The sequence below is a fragment of the Dokdonella sp. genome (genome assembly GCF_039926425.1).
Classification (GTDB): domain Bacteria; phylum Pseudomonadota; class Gammaproteobacteria; order Xanthomonadales; family Rhodanobacteraceae; genus Dokdonella_A.
Window position 1 is genome coordinate 1 of the sequence record NZ_JBDSWZ010000199.1, and the last position, 23,404, is coordinate 23,404.

Below are 23,404 nucleotides of genomic sequence, written 5' to 3' on the forward strand. Positions count from 1 at the left end.
TTCCTTGGTATAGAACTTCACCGCGAAGCCGCGCACGTCGCGTGGCGTATCCACGGAGCCGGCACCGCCTGCGACGGTTGAGAAGCGCGTGAACAGGGGAGTTTTTTCCCCCACTTCGGTAAGGATCTTCGCGGTCGTGTATTTCGCCAGCGACCGGGTGAGCTGGAAGTATCCGTGCGCGGCCGATCCACGTGCGTGGACGATGCGTTCGGGGATTCGTTCGTGGTCGAAATGCGTGATCTTTTCACGCAGGATGAAATCTTCCAGCAACGTCGGCCCACGTGGCGCCGAGCGAAGCGAATTCTGGTTGTCCGAGAGTGCAACACCCTGGTTGGTCGTCAGTGCGGGGTGATCTCCGCCGGCCATCTGTTGTAGCTCTCCACCATTGCCGCGTGCATCCGCGGTGGATGCCGCATCGGTTGGGGACGATCCCTTGCTTGCCTTGCGAGTGGCCATGAGTAGTTTCCAGTCGTCTGAGGAGTTCGACTGCCCACTTTAGGCTGCACAACGTGAACCGCGCTCGCGACAGTCTGACGTCGTTAAGCGCTCGGCGCACCGCGGACGTGCTGGACTGGAGCGCAACGCTGACGCTTGGCGTGGCAACCGATCAGGGGTGCGGACCGATGCTCGCGCCGGTGTAGAAATACGCGGCACCCTGATCGACGCGGCCATTGACGTCCCTCGAATAGGCTCCGACCAACGCTGTAGCGGAGTCGAGCGCGCTGAAATATCCGAAAACGTCGCCGGCAACGCCGTTGCTCGCCTGCAGTTCCAGCTTCGCGATCCACGCCCCGGAAACCCGTTGATAGATGTAGGCCGAACCCGTGTAATTTTTCGCCGCATAGGCGGTAATAAGCGCGAGCGGGCCAGATACGGAGACCGACGCGCCGAAGAGGCTGGAGGCCTGACCGTCCTTCGCGACGAGTTTCTCCGCGAAAGCCCAGACGCCGTGCGACAGCTGGTAGTGGTACACCGCGCCTTGTGACACCTTGCCGTCGATCGTCGCGCCGGGCGCCCCGATCAGCGCATTGAGCCCGTCGAGTGCAACCGATGATCCGAAATTGTCGCGCGAGGAACCGTCCTCGGCGACGATGCTGCTCGACAACAGCCAGCTGCCATTCGTTTCGATGTAGACATAAACCTCCCCCTTGCCCGGAACGCCGGAAATCGTCGAGGAGCGCGCGCCGATCAACGCGTAGACGTCGCCGATTGCCATCGCCGTACCGAACGAACTCGTCGGATCAGACTGGTCGGGTGCGTTGAGGGTTTGTCGTTCGACCCAGTGCGGTTCACGCTGTGCCGGGTCGGTGCGGAAGACATAGACGAGTCGGCGCAAAAAAACGCCGCCCTGGTTGACTCCCCCCGATCCGATGAACAATGACGTGCCGTGCATCGCAACCGACGTGCCGAAGGTATCGAATGCAGCTCCATGCCCGGCAACGAGCTTTGCTTGTTGCTTCCAGACCCCTTGCACGATGGAGAACACATACGCTGCGCCCTGCCAGGTGTTTCCATTGACCTTCGCGAGCGAGGCGGTGATGACCGCATGGGAACCACTGAGCGCAATCGCGGTGCCGAACTGGTCGTTCGCTGCACCATCACTGGCCACCAGTTTTGCCGTCTGCGTCCAGACGCCGTTGACGTTCTCGAATACATACACCGCGCCCTGTCCCGCGCGTCCATCCACGCTCGCATTTTTTGCAGCAATGAAGGCGGTCTTGCCCGATATCGCAGCGCCCAATCCGAACCAGGCACGCGCTTCGCCATCATTCGCAGTGACGAACTGCTCGGGCCATGTCGTGCTGGACGCTTTGGAATTGGGCATCGGTGGGGCGCTCGGGAAGGGTTGACTGGGCAGGATCCGAGCCGCGCACCCATCAGCGACGCGGCATCCTGATCGCGACATGGTCAAAACGGTATCGCAGCCCGGCACTCACCACAATCCCCTTGTGGCGGGAATGGATGCTGCGCGGGCTGCTGTTTGAACACCCGGGTCACCAAACGAGGCGTCGGCCGCGCTTGGCGACCCTTGCACCTGCACGCCGTGCCTAAGCGACGTCGGGTTCGCTGAATGCCTCGATCTCGCCGGCAAAGGCTTCAACGGGTACGCAACTGCAGAAGACGTTGCGGTCGCCGTAGATGTTGTCGACGCGCGCGACCGGCGGCCAGTATTTCTGCAGTCGGAGCCCCGGCAACGGGAACGCCGCGAGCTCGCGCGGGTACGCATGGATCCATTCGCTGCCGCCGACCTGCGTCGCGGTGTGCGGTGCGTGCTTGAGCGGATTGTCGTCGCGGTCGAGCGTGCCGTTTTCGATCGCGCGAATCTCGTCGCGGATCTGGATCATCGCGTCGATGAAACGATCAAGTTCATGCTGCGACTCGCTTTCGGTCGGCTCGACCATCAGCGTGCCGGCGACCGGGAAACTCAACGTCGGCGCGTGGAAGCCGAAGTCGATCAGCCGCTTGGCGACGTCTTCGGCGCTGACGCCGCTGCTGTCCTTCAGCGGACGAAGGTCGAGGATGCATTCGTGCGCGACGAGGCCGTTGCGACCGGTGTACAGCGTCTCGTAGTGGGGCGCGAGACGTTTCGCAATGTAGTTCGCATTGAGCAGCGCGACCTGCGTTGCCTTGCGCAGCCCCTCCGTGCCCATCAACGTGATGTACATCCAGCTGATCGGGAGGATGGATGCCGAGCCGTAGCTCGCCGCCGACACCATACCCACCCCGTGCGACTCATCGGCGCGGCCGTGCCCGTCCACGGACGGCAGCGTGCGCGGGAGGAACGGCGCGAGATGCGCCTTCACCGCGCAAGGTCCGACACCCGGACCGCCGCCACCATGAGGGATGCAGAAGGTCTTGTGCAGATTCAGATGCGAGACGTCCGAGCCCCACTTGCCAGGCTTCGCCACTCCCACCAGCGCATTCATGTTGGCGCCGTCGGTGTAGACCTGTCCGCCGTGCGCATGGACGATTTCGCAGATCTCGACGATGTCCTCCTCGAAGACGCCGTGCGTCGAGGGATACGTGATCATCAGCGCAGCGAGGCGACTGCCGAATTTTTCTGCAGCACGGCGGATGTCCTCGACGTCGACGTTGCCGTTCGCGTCGCACTTCGTCACCACCACCTGCATGCCACACATCTGCGCCGACGCCGGGTTGGTTCCGTGCGCGGATTCGGGGATCAGGCAGATGTCGCGATGTCCCTCGTTGCGCGAGCGGTGCCATGCGCGGATCGCCAGCAAGCCGGCGTACTCGCCTTGCGCACCCGAATTGGGCTGCAGGCTGACCGCGTCGTATCCGGTGCATTCGACCAGCATCGCCTCGAGCTCGGCGATCAGCTGGCGGTAGCCATGTGTCTGCCCATGGGGGCTAAGCGGATGGATATTGCCGAACTCGGGCCACGTCACCGGGATCATCTCCGCGGTCGCGTTGAGCTTCATCGTGCACGAGCCCAGCGGGATCATCGTGCGATCCATCGCGAGATCCTTGTCGGCGAGCGACCGCATGTAGCGCAGCATCTCGTGCTCGCTGTGATGCGTGTTGAAAACCGGGTGCTGCAGGAACGTCGAATGGCGTGCGAGCGCTGTCGGCAATGCATCCGGCGTCGACGCATCGAGCGCGTCGATGTCGACAGAGGCGTGGAAGATCGCGGCGATCGCGATCACATCGGCGCGTGTCGTCGTCTCGTCGAGGCTGATTCCGAGCCTCGTGGTGTCGATCTTGCGCAGGTTGATGCGCGAGTGGCTGGCGACCGTGTGGATGGACGCAGCATCGACGTCGGTGACATGAAGCGTGTCGAAGAAGTCGGCGCCGACCTTCACGCCCGCGGCGCGCAGCGATGCCGCGAGAATCGACGCCAGCCGGTGCGTGCGGCGCGCGATGCGCGTCAGTCCGTCCGGCCCGTGATAGACGGCGTACATGCTCGCCATCACCGCGAGCAGCACCTGCGCGGTGCAGATGTTCGATGTCGCCTTCTCCCGCCGGATGTGCTGTTCGCGTGTCTGCAGCGTGAGGCGATAGGCCGTGTTGCCTTCGGCGTCGATCGAGACGCCGATCAGTCGGCCGGGCATCGAGCGCTTGTACGCATCGCGACACGCCATGAACGCAGCGTGCGGACCGCCGAAGCCGAACGGCACGCCAAAGCGCTGGCTGTTGCCGACGACGATATCGGCGCCCCATTCGCCCGGCGCGGCGATCAGTGTCAGCGCCAGCAGATCGCTCGCGACCGCGACGACCGCTCCGCGCGCGTGCAGCGCTGCGGCGAGTTCCATGTAGTCGCGCACTTCGCCAAACGTATTCGGGTACTGCAGCAGGATGCCGTAGCAGTCGACGCCGGCTGCATCCTGGTCGTTGCCGACGTGCAACTGGATGTCCAGACCATCCGCTCGTGTGCGCAACACTTCGAGCGTCTGCGGATGCACGCCGCTGGAGACGAAGAACACATTCGATTTCGACTTCGACGACCGCTTGGCGAGCGTCATCGCCTCGGCGGCAGCGGTGGCTTCATCGAGCAGCGACGCGTTGGCGATCTCCATCCCGGTGAGGTCGGTGACCATCGTCTGGAAGTTGATCAGCGCTTCCATGCGACCCTGCGAGATCTCCGCCTGATAGGGCGTATAGGCCGTGTACCAGGCCGGGTTCTCGAGGATGTTGCGCAGGATGACGTTCGGCGTGAGCGTCCCGTAGTAGCCCTGACCGATGAAGCTGCGGAACACTTCGTTCTTGTCGGCGATTGCGCGAATCTTCGCCAATGCCTCCTCTTCCGTGATCGCCGCCGGCAAAGCGAGCGGCGAGGGCGATTTGATCCGCGCCGGCACGATCGCATCGGTCATCGCGTCGAGCGACGCATGCCCGATCGTGCGAAGCATCTGCGAGATTTCGGCGTCGTTCGGCCCGATGTGACGTTCGACGAACGCGGAATGGTGTTCGAGGTCGCGCAAGGACAAGTGCGCAGGCGTGCGTTTGTTTGGCTGGGACATGGGATGGGCATCCGGAAATCACGCGCGAAGCCGCACGTGGGGCGCCCCTCTGTCCTTTTGCCTGAGAGTTTGGAAGCGCGGTTGCGCCTCTTGCCCCTTCGGCGCCGGTTCGTGCCGATGCGGCAGCCGGTCTCTCCAGAGTGTCCGCGCGCGGTGGTAACGGGCCTGAGCGATTACGGGCGATGCGCCTTCGGCAGCGGCGTTTGAAGGCCGCTTCTCCCACCGCGAACTGTGGACCACTCGATTATAAGCACGGCCGGTGGTCGACGCGATACGACGCGCCGCCAGGAGTGGGCGTGCGGCGCGCGTTTTGTCGGGGGCCAACCGACCCGTCAGCGAGGATGCAGGGCGGCCCACTGGCGAAAGGCGAGCGACAAAAAACCGTGGGTGCGCACGCCCTTCCCGGGATGGTCGTTGCTATGCTGCCCGCGGATCATCTGGGCAGGACCGGTATCGTTGATGGCAGATCCTGGAAATTCCGTGCCTGCGACGCAGGATTCGGCACTGCGTCGCGCAAGCAGGCGCGCGCTTGGCGAGCCGGCGTTCTTGCTGAGTGTCGCGTACTTTGCGATGTCTGCTTTGGGGCTGTGGGCGAGCTACTGGCTCTACCGCCCGTTTGGCATTCCGATCTTCCAGTACCTCCAGCCGACCGATATCCTCGTTGCCGGTTTGCGCGACCCGATGTACCTCGTTCTGGTTGCGGCCGGCTTCGCCTTGTCTGCAATCATACGTCGCTGGGAACGCTGGCGTTTCGCTCATCCGGACCGCGCCGAGCGGATGCGCGCGCACTGGTATGGTCGCTTATGGGCGCCGCGCTGGTGGGAACGCATCAATGCCAGCACGTTCACCCGTGCGTTGTTTTCAATCGGCTTCGTGATCTATTTCGCGTTCGCGCTGGTGATCTCGTACACGCGCATGCAAGCGGATCGCATCCTGCGCGGGGATGCGACCCACGTCGTCATCACCTATGCGGATGGAACAGCCGCGACGGCCGGACCCGCTATACTGGTCGGGACGACAGCGGGTTGGGTCTTCGTTTTCTGGCCACAGCAAAAACGTGCCGAAGCCATCGCTCAGCAGTCGCTGCGTTCGCTCCAGTATCCGGCGATCGATCCAGGCAATCGCAAACACTGAAACGAACAAACCCGCCGAAGCGGGTTTGTTGAACCACATATGGTGCCCAGGAGAGGACTCGAACCTCCACGGGTCGCCCCGCTAGCACCTGAAGCTAGTGCGTCTACCAATTCCGCCACCTGGGCAAAGCCCGCCGGACATGCGTCCGTCGGGGGCGCGAACAATACTGGCCACGTCGCGGGCTGTCAACGCATTGCGCTTGCAATCGGCGGCATGCTCGGCGACGCTGCCGGCCGATCAAAAGGAATCACGTTGAAACGAAGAAAAACCACCAGTGCGAAGGCTCCCGCCTCGCGCAATCCACGCGGACCGGCCAAACGCGCCGGACTGCCGAAGTTCATGCCCGAGCGGCTGCCGCCGCTGCCCGCGAAAAAGGGTGGCAAAGCGTCGCCGTCGAAGGGGCCGCCGATCAACGATCCGTACGCGGATCGCGAAGCGTCGCGATATGAGCGCCCCATCGCGAGTCGCGAGGCCATCACGGCGTTGTTGGTCGAGCATGGCGAGCTGATGAATGTCGAGGCGGTCGCGCACGCGCTCAACCTCTCGACTCCCCAGGATTTCGAAGCGCTCACGCGTCGGCTCGCCGCGATGCTGCGCGACGGCCAGCTGATCCAGAATCGCCGCGGCGGCTACGGGGTTGCGAGCAAACTCGATCTGATCCGCGGCGGCGTCATTGCCAACGCGGAAGGCTACGGGTTCCTGCGTCCGGAGGAAAAGGGCGAAGACCTGTATCTGTCGCCGGCGGAAATGCGCAAGGTGATGCATGGCGACCGCGTGCTCGCGAGCGTCGTCGGCGTGGACCGCCGCGGTCGTCGCCAGGGCGCCATCGTCGAAGTGCTGGAACGGCGTTCGCCGCGACTGGTCGGCCGCGTCATCGAGGAAAACGGTCTGGTGCTCGTGAAGCCGGACGACCGGCGCCTGCATCAGGACATCCTGATCACGCCCGGAAAAGATCTCGGCGCGCGCTCGGGGCAGATCGTCGTCGTCGAAATCACCGACCAGCCGACGGCACAGCGCGGACCGATGGGCCGCGTGATGACTGTTCTCGGCGAACGGCTGACGCCGTCGCTCGTCGTCGAGATGGCGATTGCCAGCCACGACCTGCCGCACGATTGGCCGGATGCTGCGCTTCGCGACGCCGCTGAAGTCGAGCCGGAAGTTTCCGCGGCCGAGCGAGAGGGGCGCGTCGACCTGCGCGCGACACCGCTGGTCACCATCGACGGCGAAGACGCGAAGGACTTCGACGACGCCGTCTTCGCCGAGCCCAACGACAGTGGTTTTCGTTTGCTGGTCGCGATTGCCGATGTGTCGCACTACGTTCGTCCCGGAAGCGCAATCGATACCGAGGCGTACAACCGTTCGACGTCGGTCTATTTCCCGGGCTTCGTCGTGCCGATGTTGCCGGAGACTCTGTCGAACGGCATCTGCTCGCTCAACCCGAAGGTCGAGCGCCTGTGCATGGTCTGCGAGATGCAGGTCGACCACGACGGCGAAGTCACGCGATCGAAGTTCTATCCGGCAGTGATGCGTTCGCATGCCCGGCTCACCTACAACCGCGTGTGGCAGGCGATCGGCGAAAAGGACGCCGATGCGCGGCACGAGCTGGCCGACGTGATGCCGCAGCTGAAGAGCCTGCACAACCTGTTCAAGTTGCTGTCGAAGGCGCGCCAGAGGCGCGGTGCGATCGATTTCGAAAGTCGTGAGGTGTCGTTCCGTCTCGGAGCGAACGGCGAGGTCGTGCAGCTCGGCTCCTACGATCGCAACGATGCGCACAAGTTGATCGAGGAATGCATGATTGCGGCGAACGTCGAAGCCGCGAAGTACCTGCAGAAGAAACAGATTCCCTCGCCGTATCGGGTGCACGCTCCGCCGCCGGCGTCGAAGTACGAGGACCTGCTCGAATTCCTGCGTGAGTTTAAACTGACGATGCCTCCGCACGACCAGGTCACGCCGGGTGATTTTTCGGCGTTGCTGAAGAAAGTGCGCAAGCGCGCGGATTCCAGCCTGATCGAATCGGTGCTGCTGCGTTCGCAGAGCCTTGCTGTGTATCAGCCGAACGATCCCGGCCATTTCGGGCTCGGGCTCGAGTTCTACACGCATTTCACGTCGCCGATTCGCCGCTATCCGGACCTGCTGGTGCATCGCGCGATCCGCTACGCGCTTGGCGGAGGCAAGCCGACCGCCTATGAATACAGCCCGAGCACGATGGCAAGCTTTTGCGTGCACTGCTCGCACAACGAGCGTCGCGCGGACGAAGCGGAACGCGACGTCGACGAACGCTACAAGTGCGCGTGGATGGAAAAACACGTGGGCAGCGAGTTTGAAGGCATCGTCGCCGGTGTGACGTCATTCGGCCTGTTCGTCGAACTGACCGAATCGAAGATCAGCGGTCTTGTCCACATCACGCAGTTGCCGAACGATTACTACCATTTCGACGCGACACGTCGCCTGTTAACGGGCGAACGCCGCGGCCTCAAGTTCCGCCTTGGCGATGAAGTGCGCGTGCAGGTTCTGCGCGCGAGCCTCGAGGACAGGAAGATCGACTTCAGGCTGGTGACGGGGCGTTGAGGTGGGTTCGATGAGTGAGCTTCTTCACCCTTCAATGACGGAATTTTCAAGGCACGCATGAGTACCGAACTGCTGATCGGCATCCACGCCGTCGAAGCGGCGTTGAACCACGACGTCGCAAACCTCGCCGAGCTCTACATCGAGACCGGCACGCAAAACCCGCGCGTGAAGGAACTGGGCGAGCGCGCGCGGGATCTCGGTGTGAAGCCGCACGCGCGCGACCGTGCGGCGCTTGATCGGATGACCGGTGGTGCGCGTCATCAGGGCGTGGTTGCGCACTACAACGCGCCACCGCCGTTGCCCGAGTCGGCGATTGCAGATCTGGTCGAAAAGGCCGGGCGGGATGCGTTGTTCCTGGTACTCGATGGCGTCACGGATCCGCACAATTTCGGCGCGTGCCTTCGCAGTTGCGAAGCCGCCGGCGTGACAGCCGTCGTCGTGCCGAAGGATCGTGCTGTCGGTGTCACGCCGACCGTGCGACGTGCATCTGCGGGCGCGGCGGATCGGGTGCCGATTGTCGCGGTGACCAATCTCGCCCGTTCGCTCAAGGTGCTGAAGGAGGCTGGCGTCTGGCTGGTCGGTCTTGCCGGCGACACGCCGCAGTCACTTTACGCGGTCGATCTGAAGGGCCCGATCGCGGTGGTGCTGGGCGGCGAGGGCGAAGGAATGCGTCGCCTCACGCGCGAATCCTGCGATTTCCTTGCGCACATTCCGATGCGCGGCGACATCGAGAGTCTCAACGTGTCGGTCGCGACCGGCATTGCGCTATTCGAAACGCTTCGGCAGCGCGGGTAGGCCGGACGCGCTGGCGCAGCCGGCGCTTCATGTTTCAGTCAAAGGAGCCGGCGGCATGAACGCGTCTGTGGCACGTGATCACGCGTGCGGAATCGCGCCGCTTGTGGTGTCGCCCTTGCGTCGCGTCTGTTTGATGTGCGATCCGTGCACCAGGAAGTATACGTTCTCGGCGATGTTCGTTGCATGGTCGCCGATGCGTTCGACGTTCTTTGCCATGAACAGCAGATGCGTGCAGGGCGTGATGTTGCGCGGATCTTCCATCATGTAGGTGAGCAGCTCGCGGAACAGGCCGGTGTACTGTTCGTCCAGCTCCTCGTCGCGTGTCCACGCAGCGAGCGCGCGGTCGGCATCGTTGTCGTGATAGGCGGCGAGAACTTCTCGGACGAGCCCTTCGGCCAGGCGTGCGAGTCGCGGCAATGCGGACGCGAGCTGGACCGGCGCCGACTGGTTGAGGATGATCGAGCGCTTCGCAATGTTGGCTGCGTAGTCGCCAATGCGCTCGATGTCCGACGAGATACGCAATGCGGCGAGAATTTCGCGCAGATCCCGTGCCATCGGCTGGCGCAGTGCGAGCAGCCGGACGACGTCCTGGCTGACGTCGTTTTCGAGCTGGTCGATCGTGTTGTCTTCCAGCACGATTTTCATCGCAGCTTCGCCGTCGCGGTCCATCACGGCGTCGATCGAGGCTGACAACTGCGTCAGCGCGATTGCGCCCATGCGCTGGATCTCGCCGGTGAGGCGCTTCAGTTCTGCGTCGTAGCTCTTGACGATGTGGTCGGAGGATGCGGTGGTGGTCATCGGCAGTTTCTCGCTCATTTTCTCATGCCGTCATTCCCGCGAAGGCGGGAATCCATGGGCTTTGAGCAAAGTCAAATTGGATTCCCGCCTTCGCGGGAATGACGTTGAAGGGGTTTCGAGTGGCTCAGCCGAAGCGGCCCGTGATGTAGTCCTCGGTCTGTTTCTTCATCGGCTTGGTGAACAGCAGTTCGGTGTCGCCGAACTCCACCAGCTCGCCCAGATACATGAACGCGGTGTAGTCGGAAACGCGTGCTGCCTGCTGCATGTTGTGGGTGACGATTGCGATCGTGAAGTGATCCTTCAGCTCCGAGATCAGCTGTTCGATCTTGCCGGTGGCAATCGGGTCGAGCGCCGAGGTGGGCTCATCGAGCAGGATCACTTCAGGTTTCAGCGCAATCGCGCGCGCGATGCACAGGCGCTGTTGCTGGCCGCCCGAGAGTCCGAGCGCGCTCTGTTTGAGCTTGTCCTTCACCTCGCCCCACAACGCGCCCTGGTTCAGTGCCTGCTCGACGCGCACATCCATCTCGGCCCTGGACAGCTTCTCGTAGTGGCGGATGCCGTAGGCGATGTTGTCGTAGATCGACATCGGAAACGGCACCGGCTTCTGGAACACCATGCCGACTTTCGAGCGAAGGCGATTGAGCGGGAATTTCGGGTCGAGGATGTTCTCGCCATCCAGCAGCACCTCGCCCTTCGCTTCGAGCTTCGGATAGATCGAATAAATGCGATTGAACACGCGCAGCAGGGTCGACTTGCCGCAGCCGGACGGTCCGATCAGCGCAGTGACGCGCTTTTCGGCAATGTCGAAATTGACCTCTTTGAGCGCGCGAAATCCGTTGTAGTAGAAATCGAGGTTGCGCGCGGCCATCTTCGGCTGCTTTGCGGGAACCGCGGACTCTGCGGCAGAGAGTGAGGGTGTGGACTGCACGGAAAAACGGGCGTCAGTCATGGGAGACCTTGTTGCGAAGCAGGATCGCGCGGGAGAGGATGCTGAGGAGCAGCACGAACAGGGTGACAACGAACGCGCCGGCCCAGGCCAGTGATTGCCAGGATTCGTACGGACTCATCGCGTACTGGAAGATCACGACCGGCATGCTCGCCATCGGCGCACTCATGTCGTGGCTCCAGTACTGGTTGTTGAGCGCGGTGAACAGCAGCGGCGCGGTTTCGCCGCTGATGCGCGCAAGCGCAAGCAGGATGCCGGTGACGATGCCCGGCAGTGCCGAGCGGTACAGCACCTGCATCGTGACCTTCCATTGCGGGATACCGAGCGACAAGGCCGCTTCGCGCATCGTGCTCGGCACCAGTTGCAGCATTTCGTCGGTGGTACGGACGATGACGGGAAGCACGATCAACGCCAGGCTGATCGAGCCTGCCCAGCCCGAGAAATGCCCACTCGGCCGGACGATGAGCGTGTACACAAACAGGCCGAGCACGATCGATGGTGCCGACAACAGGATGTCGTTGAGGAAGCGGATGGTTTCGCCGAGCGCGCGCTTCTTCGCGAATTCCGCGAGGTAGGTGCCGGCCGCGACGCCTACCGGAGTGCCGATCAGGATCGCCGTCATGCTCATCATGAGGCTGCCGAACAACGCGTTGGCGAGCCCGCCGTCCGACCCGGGCGGTGGCGTCATCTCGGTGAAAAGGCCCGGCTTCATCGCGGCAATGCCGTGGCGCAACGTGGTCCAGAGGATCCACACCAGCCAGAACAACCCGAAGGCCGCGCAGAGTCCGGATGCAACAAGGTTGAACGCGTTGACGACACTGCGCTTTCGATAGAGACGATCGGCGACGGTGCTCATTTCGTTCCCTCGTTACGGGACAGGCGGCGAAGCAGCAGCTTGGCGGCTGCGAGCACGATGAAGGTGACGACGAACAGCAGGAATCCGAGCGCGACAAGGGATGACCGGTACAGGTCTGAATCCGCTTCGGTGAATTCGTTGGCGATGGTCGCGGCAATCGAGTTGCCCGGCTCGAGCAGGGACGCGGATAGACGGTGCGCGTTGCCGAGCACGAACGTGACGGCCATCGTTTCGCCGAGCGCGCGACCGAGGCCGAGGAACACGCCGCCGATTGCCGCAGAGCGCGTGTACGGAAACACGATGTCCCAGACCACTTCCCACGTGGTGCTGCCGAGCGCGTACGCGGATTCCTTCAGGCGCGTCGGAACGGTGAGGAACACTTCGCGCATCACCGAGGAGACGAACGGGATGACCATGATCGCCAGCACGATGCCGGCGGTCAGCATGCCGATTCCGAGCGGCGGACCGGTGAACAACGCGCCGATCAGCGGCCAGTGACCAAGGTGGTCATTGAGCCACGGCGTGACGTACTCGCCCATGATCGGCACGAACACGAACAAGCCCCACATGCCGTAAATGATTGATGGAATTCCTGCGAGAAGTTCGATCGCCGCGGCGACCGGGCCCCGCAGCCAGGGCGGGGCGACTTCTGTCAGGAACAGCGCGATCCCGAAACTGACAGGCACTGCAATCAGCATGGCAATCAGCGCGGTGACGAGCGTGCCGTAGATCGGAACCAGCGCGCCGAATTTGTGATTGACCGGATCCCAGTCCGTCGAGGTCAGGAAGCCGAAGCCAAAAGTGCCGAATGCTTCGCGCCCGCCCCACAGCATCGAGAACGCGGTACCAACGAGTGCGGCAAGCACGAGCATTCCCGCCGCGGCAACGACCCAGCGGAAGATGCGATCGCCACGCGCGTCGCGCGCGCTCCGACGTTCGCCATCGATGACTGTGGTCGTCATGGTGGTCATGGCGCTGTTGCTGGCTGACATGGGCGCCTGCATGAAATGGGGGTCGGCTCGGATTGGCGAGCCTGCTGAACGAGGATCGCCTCTCGCGCTGGGCGAGGGTCACCTCACAAAGCCTCAGCCCTCCCCGAACGGGGAGGGCATTGGCAACAACGTCGTTGACTCGTCGATCAGAGCTTGATCTCGGCCGCCCAGTACGCTTCGATCTGGTCGGTCAGGGACTTCGGAAGGGACACGTAGTCCAGTTCCTCGGCCTGCTTGCTGCCGTTTTCATAAGCCCACTTGAAGAAGTCGAGGGTTGCCTTGGTTCCGGCGATATCCTTCGGCTGCTTGTAGACAATGATGAAAACAGACGCGGTGATCGGCCATGAGTTCTCGCCCGGCGCGTTGGTGACGACGAGGAAGAAATCCTTTGAATTCTTCCAGTCGGCACTCGCGGCGGCAGACTGGAAACTTGCAAGGCTCGGCTGCACGAACTGTCCGGCTGCATTCTGCACGGCGGCGTAGGCCATCTTGTTCTGCAGTGCGTACGCGAGTTCGACGTATCCGATCGATCCCTTGATCTGTTTCACGTAGGCGGCAACGCCTTCGTTGCCCTTGCCACCGACGCCGACCGGCCACGACACCGCGGTGCCTTCACCGACCTTGGCCTTCCACTCGGGCGACACCTTGGACAGGTAGTTGACGTAGTTGAAGGTCGTTCCCGAACCGTCCGAGCGATGCACGACGGTGATCGCGCCGTCGCCGAGCGGGACGCCCGGATTGATCTGCGCGATCGCGGGATCGTTCCACTTGGTGATCTTGCCCTGGTAGATGTCGGCAAGCAGCGGACCGGTGAAGTGGATCTTTCCCGCTTCGACGCCAGCGATGTTCACGACCGGAACGACGCCGCCGATCACTGCGGGAAACTGTGCGAGACCTGCGTCCGCGAGTTCCTTCGGATCCAGCGGTTTGTCGGACGCGCCGAAGCTGACGGTTCCGGCCTTGATCTGCGCGATGCCGCCGCCCGAACCGATCGACTGGTAGTTGATCTTCGTGCCGGTGGAGTTGTTGTAGGTATCCGACCACTTGGACAGGATCGGGTAGATGAAGGTCGAACCTGCACCGGTGATGTCGGTGGCTTGCGCAGACGTGGCGCTCGCTCCGAGGACGGCGGCGAGGCCGGCAACAATGAAACGGGTCTTGATCGAGGTCAGCACGCGGGACTCCTCAAAGGATGGCAAAAGCGGACACGGCATGAAGCCGCCTTGGTGCGCTTTGTAGGCCCCGGGCATTGCAGAACGATGAGAGTTTTGTTGCAGCGGTGTGACAGCGCGGGTGGGAAGTCGGCGACCCGGCGAAGAAATTTCTTTTCGATCAATCAACTGTCGCGCATTCTTTCAGCGCCGTCATATGACCAAATGCCGCACATCAGTCCCCACTGATGGTGTCGGGTCCCTTGCCGGCCGTCTTCTCGTACAGGCCCTTGCCGATCTTGCGGTACTGCGTGAACCCACGCTCGGCGACGTATTTTTCTTTCAACACGTGCGCTTGGCCGGACACCATTCCGGTCGCACCGAGAACGCGTTGGATCGCGCCACCGCACGCCGAACAGTGCGTCAGCGACGCATCGGACAGGCGCTGCAGCAGTTCGAAACCGTAGCAGCACAAGGCGCAGCCGGGCGGTGTGACGGGCGCGTATTCGTAAAGTGGCATTGCGCGAAGATGCGCCCGCCCAGCCGAAGGATCAAGCCCGTTCCACGAACGAGCCGGTCGACAGGTCGCTCATGCGCTTCCAGCGATTGACGACATCGCAAAACAGTTCGGCCGTGCGTTCGGTGTCATACACGGCGGAGTGCGCCTCACGCACATCCCACGTACGGCCCGACGCTTCAACCGCCCGGCTCAGCACCGTCTGGCCGAATGCGAGACCGCCGAGTGACACGGTGTCGAAGCAGCTGAACAAGTGAAACGGGCTGCGTTTGTGCGCCGTCCGTCGGATCGCGGCATTGAGAAACCCGAGATCGAATGCCGCGTTGTGGCCGACGAGGACCGCACGCTGGCATTCGGTGCTGCGCAGCGCCTGCCGGACCGGCTTGAAGATCAGCTCGAGCGCCTCCTTCTCCGGCAGCGCGCCGCGAAACGGATGGTCCGGGTCGATTCCGGTGATCTCGAGCGATCGCGGATCGAGCTCGGAGCCCGCGAACGCTTCGACGTGCGTCGATACTGCGCGCTCTGGATGGACCCAGCCTTCGTCATCCATGCTGATGATGATTGCGGCGATTTCGAGCAGCGCGTGGCGTTCGCAATCGAAGCCGCCCGTCTCGACGTCGATCACGACGGGGAGGAAGCCGCGAAAACGCTGCGACATCCGGGTGGCGGTAGAGGAGATGATCATCGCCCAGCATAGCAAGCCGGTGCGCCTTGCCGTGGATCGATGGATCCGTTCGGTTCTCAGTTCCTGTGAGAAGCGGCTCCATCGCGCGAAATTCGCCCCTTCTCAACCGTTTCGATCTCGCACCTGGATGCGCGGTCACGCCGCCAGCAGAGGCCCGGTCGCACGCCTGAGGGTCGCACCGACGGCTGCGATCGCCTTGACCGCTTGCGAGAACGGCTCCGGCAGGATGCACGTGCTGAACGGTGGCCGGTGTGCCCATCCGCGTTCGCTTGCGACGCGCGCCGCGGGCGCGGTAGTGTCAGCGCCGTTCGGGTGTCCGAGCGGGAGAGGGGGGAAAACACATGCTCTGGAAGAAGGGGCGATCCAGCGACAACGTGGTCGAGGATGACAGCGGTGGCGGCGGCGGCGGTCCTTCGTTCGGCGGCGGACGCGGACTCGGACTCGGCGGCATCATCATCGTGGTGATCGTCGGACTTCTGTTCGGCAAGAATCCGATGGAGATCCTGCAACTGCTCAGCGGTTCGGTTTCGGACGACGGCAGCGGCCAATCGGCGCAGCAGCAGGTGGCCCCAGCTGGCAACGACGCACAGACGGAATTCGTGAAAAAGGTTCTCGGCAGCACCGAGGATGTCTGGACACAGGTGTTCAGTGCGAGTGGCAAGAAATATCCCGCTCCGCGGCTCGTGCTCTTCCACGGCGGCGTGCAGTCTGCCTGTGGCGCTGCATCGGCCGCGATGGGACCGTTCTATTGTCCGGGCGACCGGCAGGTCTATCTGGATCTGGATTTCTTCCAGGAGATGCAGCAGCGCTTCCATGCGGCTGGCGACTTTGCGCGGGCGTACGTGATCGCGCACGAAGTAGGCCATCACATCCAGAACCTGCTCGGTATCATGGATCAGGTCGAACAGTCCGCCCGACGCGGGACGCCGATGCAGGGCGCGACAGGATTGTCGGTCCGGCAGGAGTTGCAAGCCGACTGCTTTGCCGGCGTGTGGGCGAATCACGCACAGCAGCAGCTCAACTGGCTGGAACCTGGTGACATCGAGGCCGCGTTGAATGCGGCAAACCAGATCGGCGATGACGCGTTGCAGAAGCAGTCACGCGGTGTTGTGGTGCCCGATTCGTTCACCCATGGGTCGTCGGCAGAGCGCGTACGCTGGTTCAAGAGCGGATTCACCGGCGGCGATATCCGGAACTGCGATACGTTCGGTGCTGCGCAGCTTTGATTCTCTGATGACTTTGTAGGATCGGCTTCAGCCGCGATGCCTTTTTGCGCGGCGCTTCAAAAGCATCGCTTCTGAGGCCGATCCTGCGACGCCGTCATCTTCAGGGTTTCGCAAGCGCAGGTGGCTTGCGAACCGGAATCGGCACGCTGCACACGTCGATGTGGCCGGCTTTCACCTTGTACCAGTCATCGCTGCGGTTACGGCGTGCTTCGGTCAGCGCGCCGAACGCGGGCGTATCGGTGCGGAAGATCTCGAGCGGCGTGCGTTCCGACGCAGGCACGTCGGACGCCAGCCTTATCGACCTGATCGGCAGGCGTTGTCCGGGTTTTTCGTAGAAGCCGAGCGGTGCCGTGCCGCGTGGAAGGCTGGCGAGCAGTTCCATGCCCTGCACGACGCGGCCGACGAGTGCGATGTTGCGGTCGAGCTGGCGCGGCGACTGTCCGATCACTACGTAGAGTTCGGCACCGCTGCCGGTTTCGACGCCGTTGTCGCGACCGGCCCCAACCATGCCATAGCAGTGTGCGAGCCAGGTCTTGCCAGCCTTCGGATCGCGTGCGGTCGGCAGGCCGTTGGAAAAGCCCACCTGCGGCGCGTAGACATCTCCGTCGGGCAATCGCGTGAACGAAGGTGCCCCGACGATCGTGCGCTCGAACTCGGATGCGAGCGTCTTGCTCGCGCTGCCGAGGCTGCGGGCCTTGTCCTTGTTGTCGGCCTCCGGATCGCCCCACTGGGTGACGAAGTTGTCCTGCACGCGCAGGATCGCCAGACCGTCGAAGTAGTGCTCGTGCGCGAGCCGACGAATGTTCGCCGCGTGCAGCGGAGCAAACGTCGGGGCGAGTTCGATGACCACACGGCCCGCCGCGAGATCGAGGTACAGCGTGTTTTCAGGGTCAGGCACCCGCCAGTCGCCGGGTTTCGACGCGTCGAGTACCTGTTGCATCGTCGGTGGTTTGCCAGCCACGTCGGCGAGTGCCGCCGAATCGGCCAGCGCCAATGCAGCGGCCATGACGAACGTCTTCGAGCGCATGGATGTCCTCGTGGTTGCCGAATGGACTGCCAGCCGGCGTCAGCCCTTGTGGAAGCGCCGGATGAAATCGCGTACGTCCGGATAGACCACGTCGCGCCAGCGGCGGCCGCTGAAGATGCCGTAGTGACCGGCACCCTTCACTTCGATGTGCGCTTGATTCTTCGTCGGAATGCCCTTGCAGAGGTCATGTGCGGCGCGCGTCTGGCCGAGACCCGAGATGTCATCGAGTTCGCCCTCGATAGTGAGCAGCGCCGACCGCTTGATCGCTTCGGGTGCCACGCGGTTGCCCTCGACCACCCACGTGCCGAGCGGCAGCAGGAATTCCTGGAACACGACCCGGATGGTGTCGAGGTAATACTGAGCGGGCAGGTCCATCACGGCGTTGTATTCGTCGTAGAAGCGCCGGTGCGCGGCGGCATCCTCGAGATCCCCGCGCACCAGGTCTTGGTGGAAATCCCAGTGGGCCGTGGCGTGGCGGTTCGGATTCATCGCGACGAAGCCGGCGTGCTGCATGAAGCCCGGATACACGCGGCGACCCTTGCCGGGATAATTTGGTGGTACATCGAAGACCACATTCGACTCGAACCATGAAAACGGTTTGTTGGTCGCGAGGTTGTTCACGGCGGTGGGGCATTCGCGCGGATCGATCGGCCCGCCCATCATCGTCAGCGTGAGGGGTGTTTTCTCGCCGGCGGACGCCATCAGCGACACGGCGGCGAGCACCGGCACGGTTGGCTGGCACACTGACATCACGTGCAGCCTGTCGGCTCCGAGCTTGCCGATGAAGCGGCGCACGTAGTCGATGTAGTTCTCGAGTCCGAACGCTCCTTTTTCGACCGGCACCATGCGCGCGTCGATCCAGTCGGTGATGTAGACATCGTGATCGCGCAGCAGCGTGCGTACAGTGTCGCGCAGCAGGGTCGCGTGATGGCCGGACAGTGGAGCGACCACCAGCACGACCGGATCACGGCGCAGTTCGGTGAGCGCCGCTACATCGTCACTGCAGCGCTTGAAGTGGACGAGGTTGCAGAACGGCAGGTCCATCACCGTTTCCTCGACGACCGCGGCCTTGCGGTCGTGCGCGATCACTTCGGTGATCCCGAACGCGGGCTTTTCATAGTCCTTGCCGATCCGGTAAAACAATTCGTAGCCCGCTGCGACGCGATCCACGCCGGGCAAATGTGACATCCAGTTGTCGGGCGCGGAGAGCGCTTTGGCGGCCGCACCCGACCAGTTGACCCATGGGTTGAGCAGGGTGCGGTTGACTTCGTGGAGGTGATACAGCATCGGCAGTCCGGGGGTGGAAGACCTGCCGATTCTAGGGCATCAGGGGTCATCGGGACGTTGCAGGCGATGCGTGCGATCCAGTGCCCGACAAGCCACCTGCCGTTTTTTGGCGGGAAGCCGCCATTTTCCGCAACGTCAAGTGCCTGATGTGGCGCTGCTGCCATCAGGATGCCATGCAACAATCACGGGTCATCAAGGCGCCGTGCGCCGCCAGAAAGGAGATGACGTGTGAAAACTTTGATGCATCCAGTGCCACTGCTCATCGCGCTGTGGATGAATAGCGCGCTCGCGGCAACTCCCGCGATTCCTGCTGTGGCTGATGTTGCGTATCCGGGAACCCTCAAGCTCAGCGTCGATGCCACCGATCTCGATCACCGCATCTTCCGCGTGCATGAGGAGATTCCCGTCTCGGCGGGGCCGCACGTGCTGCTGTATCCGCAGTGGCTGCCCGGAAACCACGCGCCGCGCGGTCCGATCGACAAGGTGGCGGGTCTGGTGATCCGCGGCAATGGCCAGCCGATCGAGTGGAAGCGCGATCCGGTCGAGGTGTACGCGTTTCACCTCGAGGTGCCCGATGGCGTGAACCGGCTGGATGTGGAGTTCGATTTTCTCTCGCCGCAAGACAGCGCGCAGGGGCGGATCGTGATGACGCCCGACATGCTCAACCTGCAATGGAATACGGTCGCGCTGTACCCGGCCGGGTACGCGACGCGCGGCATCACCGTCGCCGCCGACCTGAAGCTGCCGCACGGCTGGTCGTTCGGGTGCGCCCTTGATGTGGCAGGCGCCGCATCGGCGGACGGCGTGGTGTCGTTCAAACCGGTTCCGTTGAACACCCTGGTGGACTCGCCGATGTTTGCCGGCCGCCACTACAAGCGCGTCGAGCTGGCCGGCGGCAACGTTCCCGTCCATCTCAACGTCGTTGCGGACGACGCCAAGGACCTCGACATCAAGCCGGCACAATTGAAGGCGCATGTCGATCTGGTTACCCAGGCACGCAAGCTGTTTGGTACGCAGCACTACGACCACTACGATTTCCTGCTTGCGCTAAGCGACACGCTCGGCGGCATCGGGCTCGAGCACCATCGTTCGAGCGAAAACAGCGCCGATCCGGGCTATTTCACCGAGTGGGACAAGAACGCACCGCGTCGCGACTTGCTGGCACATGAATACACGCATTCGTGGAACGGCAAGTTCCGCCGGCCAGCCGACCTCACAACGGCGAACTTCAGCGAGCCGATGCAGGGCAGCCTGCTGTGGGTGTATGAAGGACAGACGCAGTACTGGGGTTATGTGCTCGCTGCGCGCTCGGGACTGTGGAGTACCGAGCAGGCACGCGACGCGCTTGCACTGGTCGCGGCGAACTATGCGGACAATCGCCCGGGCTTCGCGTGGCGCAACGTGCAGGACACGACCGGCGATCCGGTCATCGCGCAGCGCAAGCCACTGCCGTATCGCAACTACCAGATGAGCGAGGACTACTACAGCGCCGGCCAGCTGGTCTGGCTCGCTGTCGATGCGAAGCTGCGCGAACTCAGCCGCGACAAGCGCTCGCTCGACGATTTTGCACATGCGTTCTTCGGTGGCGACGACGGCAGCTACACGGTCAAGACGTACACCTTCGATGATGTCGCGCAGGCGCTCGATGGTGTCGCCCATTTCGATTGGGCAACGTTCCTTCATCAGCGGATCGATGCGTACGCTCCGCCTCTCGACGGCATTGCGGCGAGCGGATGGCGACTGGTCTACACCGAGTCGCCCAGCGCGTATCAAAAGAGTATCGAGACGAGCCGCAAGCTGGTCGACTTCTCGGCATCGATCGGCCTCGTCGTGAGCACCAAGGATGGAAAAATCGCCGACGTGCGCTGGGACGGTCCCGCTTTCAAGGCGGGAGCAGCACCGGCGGGTACGCTCGTCGCGGTGAACGGTCGCGAGTTCAAGTCCGAGCGGCTGCGGGATGCAATCGCCGCGGCGAAGGGCGGCACCGCACCGATCGAGTTGCTGGTGAAAACGGGTGACGCGTACCGCACCGTGCGTGTTGACTATCGCGATGGGCTGAAGTATCCGCATCTCGAACGCATTGCAGGCACCGCGGATCGACTGGATGCGATTCTTGCGGCGCGCAAGTGACCTCGCGTCGACTCGCGAATCGCTGACTCGCGCGCAGGGCAATCGGATGCCGCTCTCAAGTGTCTCCGCGCATCAGGCGCGACTGATCCATCTCGGCGCGCAGGGTGTTCTCGCGCGACCGGCCCGGCGCGCGCGCAAGGCGGACGTGCTGGCGGCGATCGAGCGGATGCGCGTGCTGCAGATCGATACGATCAACGTGGTGGCGCGTAGCCCGTATCTCGTTCTTTTCGCGCGACTCGGCTCCTACGACACGCGATGGCTGGAGGAATGGCTGTCGGAAGGAGCGATCTTCGAGTGCTGGGCTCACGAAGCCTGCTTTGCCCCGTTCGCCGATTTCGAGCTGCACCGACGCCACTTCGGTGCGAGTCGCGCCGCGCACTGGTCGATGAAAAGCGCGCATCGGACGCGCAATGCGCATGCAGTGGGGATGGCGGGACTGCTCAGTCACATCCGTGAGCGTGGCCCAGTGAAGGCATCCGAGTTCGAGCGCGCCGATGGCCTCACCGGCGGCGGCTGGTGGGGATGGAAGGACGAAAAACGCTGGCTGGAAGCACTGTTCGCAACGGGCGAACTGATGATCACCCGGCGCGAAAATTTCCAGCGCGTCTACGATCTCAGCGAGCGGGTCGTCGCGAAGGCAGTCGCGTTCGGAACGCCGATCGGGATTGCAGACGAGCGCGAAATGCAGCGCGCATTCCATCTCGGTGCGGTGCGCGCGCTCGGCATTGCGCAGGCGCGCTGGGTCAACGACTACTTCCGCGCCGGCGGCAAGCTCAAGGACGCAGCGCTCGATCCGTTCGTCGAGTCGGGCGAACTGCTGCGTGTCGAGGTCGACGGCTGGAGCAACCCCGGTTACGTCCATCGCGACAACCAGACCTTGCTGCAGCTCGCGTCGGCCAACCGGCTTCGCGCGACCCACACCACGCTGTTGTCTCCGTTCGATCCGGTGGTGTGGGATCGCGAGCGCGCGTCGACAATGTTTGGCTTCGATTACCGGATCGAATGCTACACGCCGGCTCCGAAGCGGATGTACGGGTACTTCGTGTTGCCGATCCTGCATCGCGGACGTCTGGTGGGGCGACTCGACGCGAAAGCGCATCGCGCAGACGGCATGTTCGAGGTGAAGGCGCTGTTCCTCGAAGATGGAGTCGAACCGTCCGACGCGCTCGCCGTGGCGATCGCCCCGGCGATCCGGCAGTGCGCCGAGTGGCATGCCACGCGTGAAATCACCGTGCGTCGCTGCGAACCGAAATCCTTCGGCCCGATGCTTCGCGCAGCGTTGAGGGGCAATCGCAACGGCTGAGCGCGCGAGAGGCATGTGCGTATCGTTCGATCCGTGATCCGCGTGATACGTGGATGTCTTCGACAGCCGCGCGCACGATCGATCGGGATCGCCGAGGTGTTGCTGTTGCCGTAGCGCGCAAACCTGCGCAAGATCGTCTCGCCAACCCCGGAGAGCGAACATGTCCGATGAGTTCTTCACGATCGCGTTTCGGCTCGGACTGTCGGCGTTCGTCGGCGCACTGATCGGCCTGAATCGGGACCTGCATGGAAAACCTGCAGGCGTGCGAACACACGCGCTGGTGAGTCTCGGCACTGCGCTGATGGTGATCGTGGTGATGCCGCCCGGCGAGGATCTGACGCACCGCTACGATGCGTTGAGCCGGGTCATCCAGGGGGTGCTGACCGGAATCGGGTTTCTTGGCGCTGGTGTGATCCTGCGCGATCCGGGCCTGCGCCAGGTGCATGGCCTGACGACCGCGGCAACGATCTGGGTGACCGCGCTGCTCGGTGTCGCGTGCGGTGTCGGCGCGTACGGGCCGGTGTTGCTGGCGTTCGCATTCGGCGCGCTGGTGATGGTGTTCGGCGGACGATTTGAGCGGACGCTGCGCCGGCGGTTTCGACCTGTTCGCGGAGACCCGCGCGAAAGCACGATTGATCCACCATCGTGACGGCTGGCATCGTCGTTCGTGCGTTGCGGCAGGGATACAGCGATGCGGCACGCGGCCGCATCGCCATCAAACCAATCGATCAGGCCGGACGCGAGTAGCGCTGACCGCCGCCATTGCGCTGCTGCGGTGCTTTTGCGCGCGAACCCGGACGCGCATCGCCACCCGGGCTCGACACGTGCGGACGACGCGCGTGGCGCTGCGGCGGACGCTGGTTCTGCACCGGACGCGAAGTGCCGTCCACCCGCAACGGACGCGACGGTTCGAAGCCGGCGATCGGCACAATATCGATGTCCTGCTTCAGCATGCGCCGGATGTCGCGCAGCAGGCCTTCCTCGTCACTCGACACCAGCGAGATCGCAAG

General features: G+C 63.4%; 18 protein-coding genes, 1 tRNA gene, 2 pseudogenes and 1 riboswitch. Of the genes and pseudogenes, 7 read left to right on the forward strand and 14 right to left on the reverse strand.

Going from position 1 to position 23,404, the window contains the following annotated elements; translation table 11 throughout:
* The 3 genes from ABIV12_RS11515 to gcvP all read right to left on the reverse strand — a co-directional run.
* A partial coding sequence (locus tag ABIV12_RS11515; protein WP_348059380.1) for a catalase occupies window positions 1–456 on the reverse strand: 456 nt, incomplete at its 3' end.
* A gap of 151 nt (window positions 457–607) precedes the next feature.
* Complete coding sequence (locus tag ABIV12_RS11520; RefSeq protein ID WP_348059382.1) at window positions 608–1,825, reverse strand: hypothetical protein; 1,218 nt, start codon at window positions 1,823–1,825, stop codon at window positions 608–610.
* 223 nt (window positions 1,826–2,048) lie between these two features.
* Window positions 2,049–4,979, reverse strand: a complete 2,931-nt coding sequence (gcvP, locus tag ABIV12_RS11525) for an aminomethyl-transferring glycine dehydrogenase (protein ID WP_348059384.1) — start codon at window positions 4,977–4,979, stop codon at window positions 2,049–2,051.
* Between the two features lie 39 nt (window positions 4,980–5,018).
* Window positions 5,019–5,128: riboswitch (glycine riboswitch) on the reverse strand.
* 331 nt (window positions 5,129–5,459) lie between these two features.
* Between gcvP and ABIV12_RS11530 the strand changes: the two genes are divergently transcribed.
* On the forward strand, window positions 5,460–6,113 hold the full coding sequence (locus ABIV12_RS11530) for a hypothetical protein (protein WP_348059386.1): 654 nt from the start codon (window positions 5,460–5,462) through the stop codon (window positions 6,111–6,113).
* Between the two features lie 40 nt (window positions 6,114–6,153).
* Here ABIV12_RS11530 and ABIV12_RS11535 read toward each other — a convergent pair.
* Window positions 6,154–6,238: transfer RNA gene (locus tag ABIV12_RS11535), tRNA-Leu, on the reverse strand.
* Between the two features lie 283 nt (window positions 6,239–6,521).
* On the opposite strand from ABIV12_RS11535, the pseudogene rnr reads away from it, so the two are divergent.
* Together rnr and rlmB are read left to right on the forward strand one after the other, a co-directional pair.
* Window positions 6,522–8,666, forward strand: a pseudogene (gene rnr, locus ABIV12_RS11540) (ribonuclease R); the annotation flags it as partial.
* Window positions 8,667–8,738: 72 nt separating this feature from the next.
* The gene (rlmB, locus tag ABIV12_RS11545) at window positions 8,739–9,476 is read left to right on the forward strand and encodes a 23S rRNA (guanosine(2251)-2'-O)-methyltransferase RlmB (RefSeq protein WP_348059388.1); all 738 of its coding nucleotides are present in this window, start codon (window positions 8,739–8,741) and stop codon (window positions 9,474–9,476) included.
* A gap of 78 nt (window positions 9,477–9,554) precedes the next feature.
* On the opposite strand, the gene phoU is transcribed toward rlmB, so the two are convergent.
* From phoU to rnt, 7 genes are all read right to left on the reverse strand, one after another.
* A complete protein-coding gene (gene phoU / locus ABIV12_RS11550; RefSeq protein WP_348059390.1) occupies window positions 9,555–10,292 on the reverse strand; it encodes a phosphate signaling complex protein PhoU in 738 nt (245 codons plus the stop codon).
* Between the two features lie 106 nt (window positions 10,293–10,398).
* Complete coding sequence (gene pstB, locus ABIV12_RS11555) at window positions 10,399–11,223, reverse strand: phosphate ABC transporter ATP-binding protein PstB (RefSeq protein ID WP_348059392.1); 825 nt, start codon at window positions 11,221–11,223, stop codon at window positions 10,399–10,401.
* A complete protein-coding gene (pstA, locus tag ABIV12_RS11560; RefSeq protein WP_348059394.1) occupies window positions 11,216–12,076 on the reverse strand; it encodes a phosphate ABC transporter permease PstA in 861 nt (286 codons plus the stop codon). The genes pstB and pstA overlap by 8 nt, the downstream gene beginning before the upstream one ends.
* Window positions 12,073–13,038: a phosphate ABC transporter permease subunit PstC gene (gene pstC, locus ABIV12_RS11565; protein ID WP_348059412.1), complete on the reverse strand. Its 966-nt coding sequence runs from the start codon at window positions 13,036–13,038 to the stop codon at window positions 12,073–12,075. The genes pstA and pstC overlap by 4 nt, the downstream gene beginning before the upstream one ends.
* Window positions 13,039–13,214: 176 nt before the next feature.
* Window positions 13,215–14,243 carry a phosphate ABC transporter substrate-binding protein PstS gene (gene pstS, locus ABIV12_RS11570; RefSeq protein WP_348059396.1) on the reverse strand — a complete coding sequence of 343 codons (1,029 nt, stop codon included), beginning with the start codon at window positions 14,241–14,243 and terminating at the stop codon, window positions 13,215–13,217.
* Window positions 14,244–14,454: 211 nt separating this feature from the next.
* Window positions 14,455–14,739, reverse strand: coding sequence for a zinc ribbon domain-containing protein (locus tag ABIV12_RS11575; protein WP_348059398.1), 285 nt, complete (start codon window positions 14,737–14,739; stop codon window positions 14,455–14,457).
* Between the two features lie 31 nt (window positions 14,740–14,770).
* A complete protein-coding gene (gene rnt / locus ABIV12_RS11580; RefSeq protein WP_348059400.1) occupies window positions 14,771–15,394 on the reverse strand; it encodes a ribonuclease T in 624 nt (207 codons plus the stop codon).
* Between the two features lie 368 nt (window positions 15,395–15,762).
* Here rnt and ABIV12_RS11585 point away from each other — a divergent pair, with 368 nt between their 5' ends.
* Window positions 15,763–16,647 (forward strand): neutral zinc metallopeptidase, encoded by an 885-nt coding sequence (locus ABIV12_RS11585; RefSeq protein ID WP_348059402.1) that lies wholly within the window; start codon window positions 15,763–15,765, stop codon window positions 16,645–16,647.
* A gap of 100 nt (window positions 16,648–16,747) precedes the next feature.
* Here ABIV12_RS11585 and ABIV12_RS11590 read toward each other — a convergent pair whose 3' ends face one another.
* Together ABIV12_RS11590 and phaZ are read right to left on the reverse strand one after the other, a co-directional pair.
* A complete protein-coding gene (locus tag ABIV12_RS11590) occupies window positions 16,748–17,674 on the reverse strand; it encodes a peptidylprolyl isomerase (RefSeq protein ID WP_348059404.1) in 927 nt (308 codons plus the stop codon).
* 39 nt (window positions 17,675–17,713) lie between these two features.
* Window positions 17,714–18,961 carry a polyhydroxyalkanoate depolymerase gene (gene phaZ, locus ABIV12_RS11595; protein ID WP_348059406.1) on the reverse strand — a complete coding sequence of 416 codons (1,248 nt, stop codon included), beginning with the start codon at window positions 18,959–18,961 and terminating at the stop codon, window positions 17,714–17,716.
* A 273-nt stretch (window positions 18,962–19,234) separates the two neighbouring features.
* Here phaZ and ABIV12_RS11600 point away from each other — a divergent pair, with 273 nt between their 5' ends.
* The 3 genes from ABIV12_RS11600 (at window position 19,235) to ABIV12_RS11610 (ending at window position 23,043) form a co-directional block, all read left to right on the forward strand.
* Window positions 19,235–21,091 (forward strand): peptidase M61, encoded by a 1,857-nt coding sequence (locus ABIV12_RS11600; protein WP_348059414.1) that lies wholly within the window; start codon window positions 19,235–19,237, stop codon window positions 21,089–21,091.
* A 46-nt stretch (window positions 21,092–21,137) separates the two neighbouring features.
* Complete coding sequence (locus ABIV12_RS11605) at window positions 21,138–22,394, forward strand: crosslink repair DNA glycosylase YcaQ family protein (RefSeq protein ID WP_348059408.1); 1,257 nt, start codon at window positions 21,138–21,140, stop codon at window positions 22,392–22,394.
* A 160-nt stretch (window positions 22,395–22,554) separates the two neighbouring features.
* On the forward strand, window positions 22,555–23,043 hold the full coding sequence (locus ABIV12_RS11610) for an MgtC/SapB family protein (RefSeq protein WP_348059410.1): 489 nt from the start codon (window positions 22,555–22,557) through the stop codon (window positions 23,041–23,043).
* Between the two features lie 79 nt (window positions 23,044–23,122).
* On the opposite strand, the pseudogene ABIV12_RS11615 reads toward ABIV12_RS11610, so the two are convergent.
* Window positions 23,123–23,404 (reverse strand): annotated as a pseudogene (locus ABIV12_RS11615) (RNA helicase); the annotation flags it as partial.

Excerpts from the sequence above, each read along its gene's own strand:
- ABIV12_RS11520 (WP_348059382.1), bottom strand. The coding sequence starts at position 1,825 with ATGCCCAATTCCAAAGCGTCCAGCACGACATGGCCCGAGCAGTTCGTC.
- gcvP (WP_348059384.1), bottom strand. The coding sequence starts at position 4,979 with ATGTCCCAGCCAAACAAACGCACGCCTGCGCACTTGTCCTTGCGCGAC.
- rlmB (WP_348059388.1), top strand. The coding sequence starts at position 8,739 with ATGAGTACCGAACTGCTGATCGGCATCCACGCCGTCGAAGCGGCGTTG.
- phoU (WP_348059390.1), bottom strand. The coding sequence starts at position 10,292 with ATGAGCGAGAAACTGCCGATGACCACCACCGCATCCTCCGACCACATC.
- pstB (WP_348059392.1), bottom strand. The coding sequence starts at position 11,223 with ATGACTGACGCCCGTTTTTCCGTGCAGTCCACACCCTCACTCTCTGCC.
- pstA (WP_348059394.1), bottom strand. The coding sequence starts at position 12,076 with ATGAGCACCGTCGCCGATCGTCTCTATCGAAAGCGCAGTGTCGTCAAC.
- pstC (WP_348059412.1), bottom strand. The coding sequence starts at position 13,038 with ATGACGACCACAGTCATCGATGGCGAACGTCGGAGCGCGCGCGACGCG.
- ABIV12_RS11575 (WP_348059398.1), bottom strand. The coding sequence starts at position 14,739 with ATGCCACTTTACGAATACGCGCCCGTCACACCGCCCGGCTGCGCCTTG.
- rnt (WP_348059400.1), bottom strand. The coding sequence starts at position 15,394 with ATGTCGCAGCGTTTTCGCGGCTTCCTCCCCGTCGTGATCGACGTCGAG.
- ABIV12_RS11585 (WP_348059402.1), top strand. The coding sequence starts at position 15,763 with ATGCTCTGGAAGAAGGGGCGATCCAGCGACAACGTGGTCGAGGATGAC.
- ABIV12_RS11590 (WP_348059404.1), bottom strand. The coding sequence starts at position 17,674 with ATGCGCTCGAAGACGTTCGTCATGGCCGCTGCATTGGCGCTGGCCGAT.
- phaZ (WP_348059406.1), bottom strand. The coding sequence starts at position 18,961 with ATGCTGTATCACCTCCACGAAGTCAACCGCACCCTGCTCAACCCATGG.
- ABIV12_RS11600 (WP_348059414.1), top strand. The coding sequence starts at position 19,235 with ATGAATAGCGCGCTCGCGGCAACTCCCGCGATTCCTGCTGTGGCTGAT.
- ABIV12_RS11605 (WP_348059408.1), top strand. The coding sequence starts at position 21,138 with ATGCCGCTCTCAAGTGTCTCCGCGCATCAGGCGCGACTGATCCATCTC.
- ABIV12_RS11610 (WP_348059410.1), top strand. The coding sequence starts at position 22,555 with ATGTCCGATGAGTTCTTCACGATCGCGTTTCGGCTCGGACTGTCGGCG.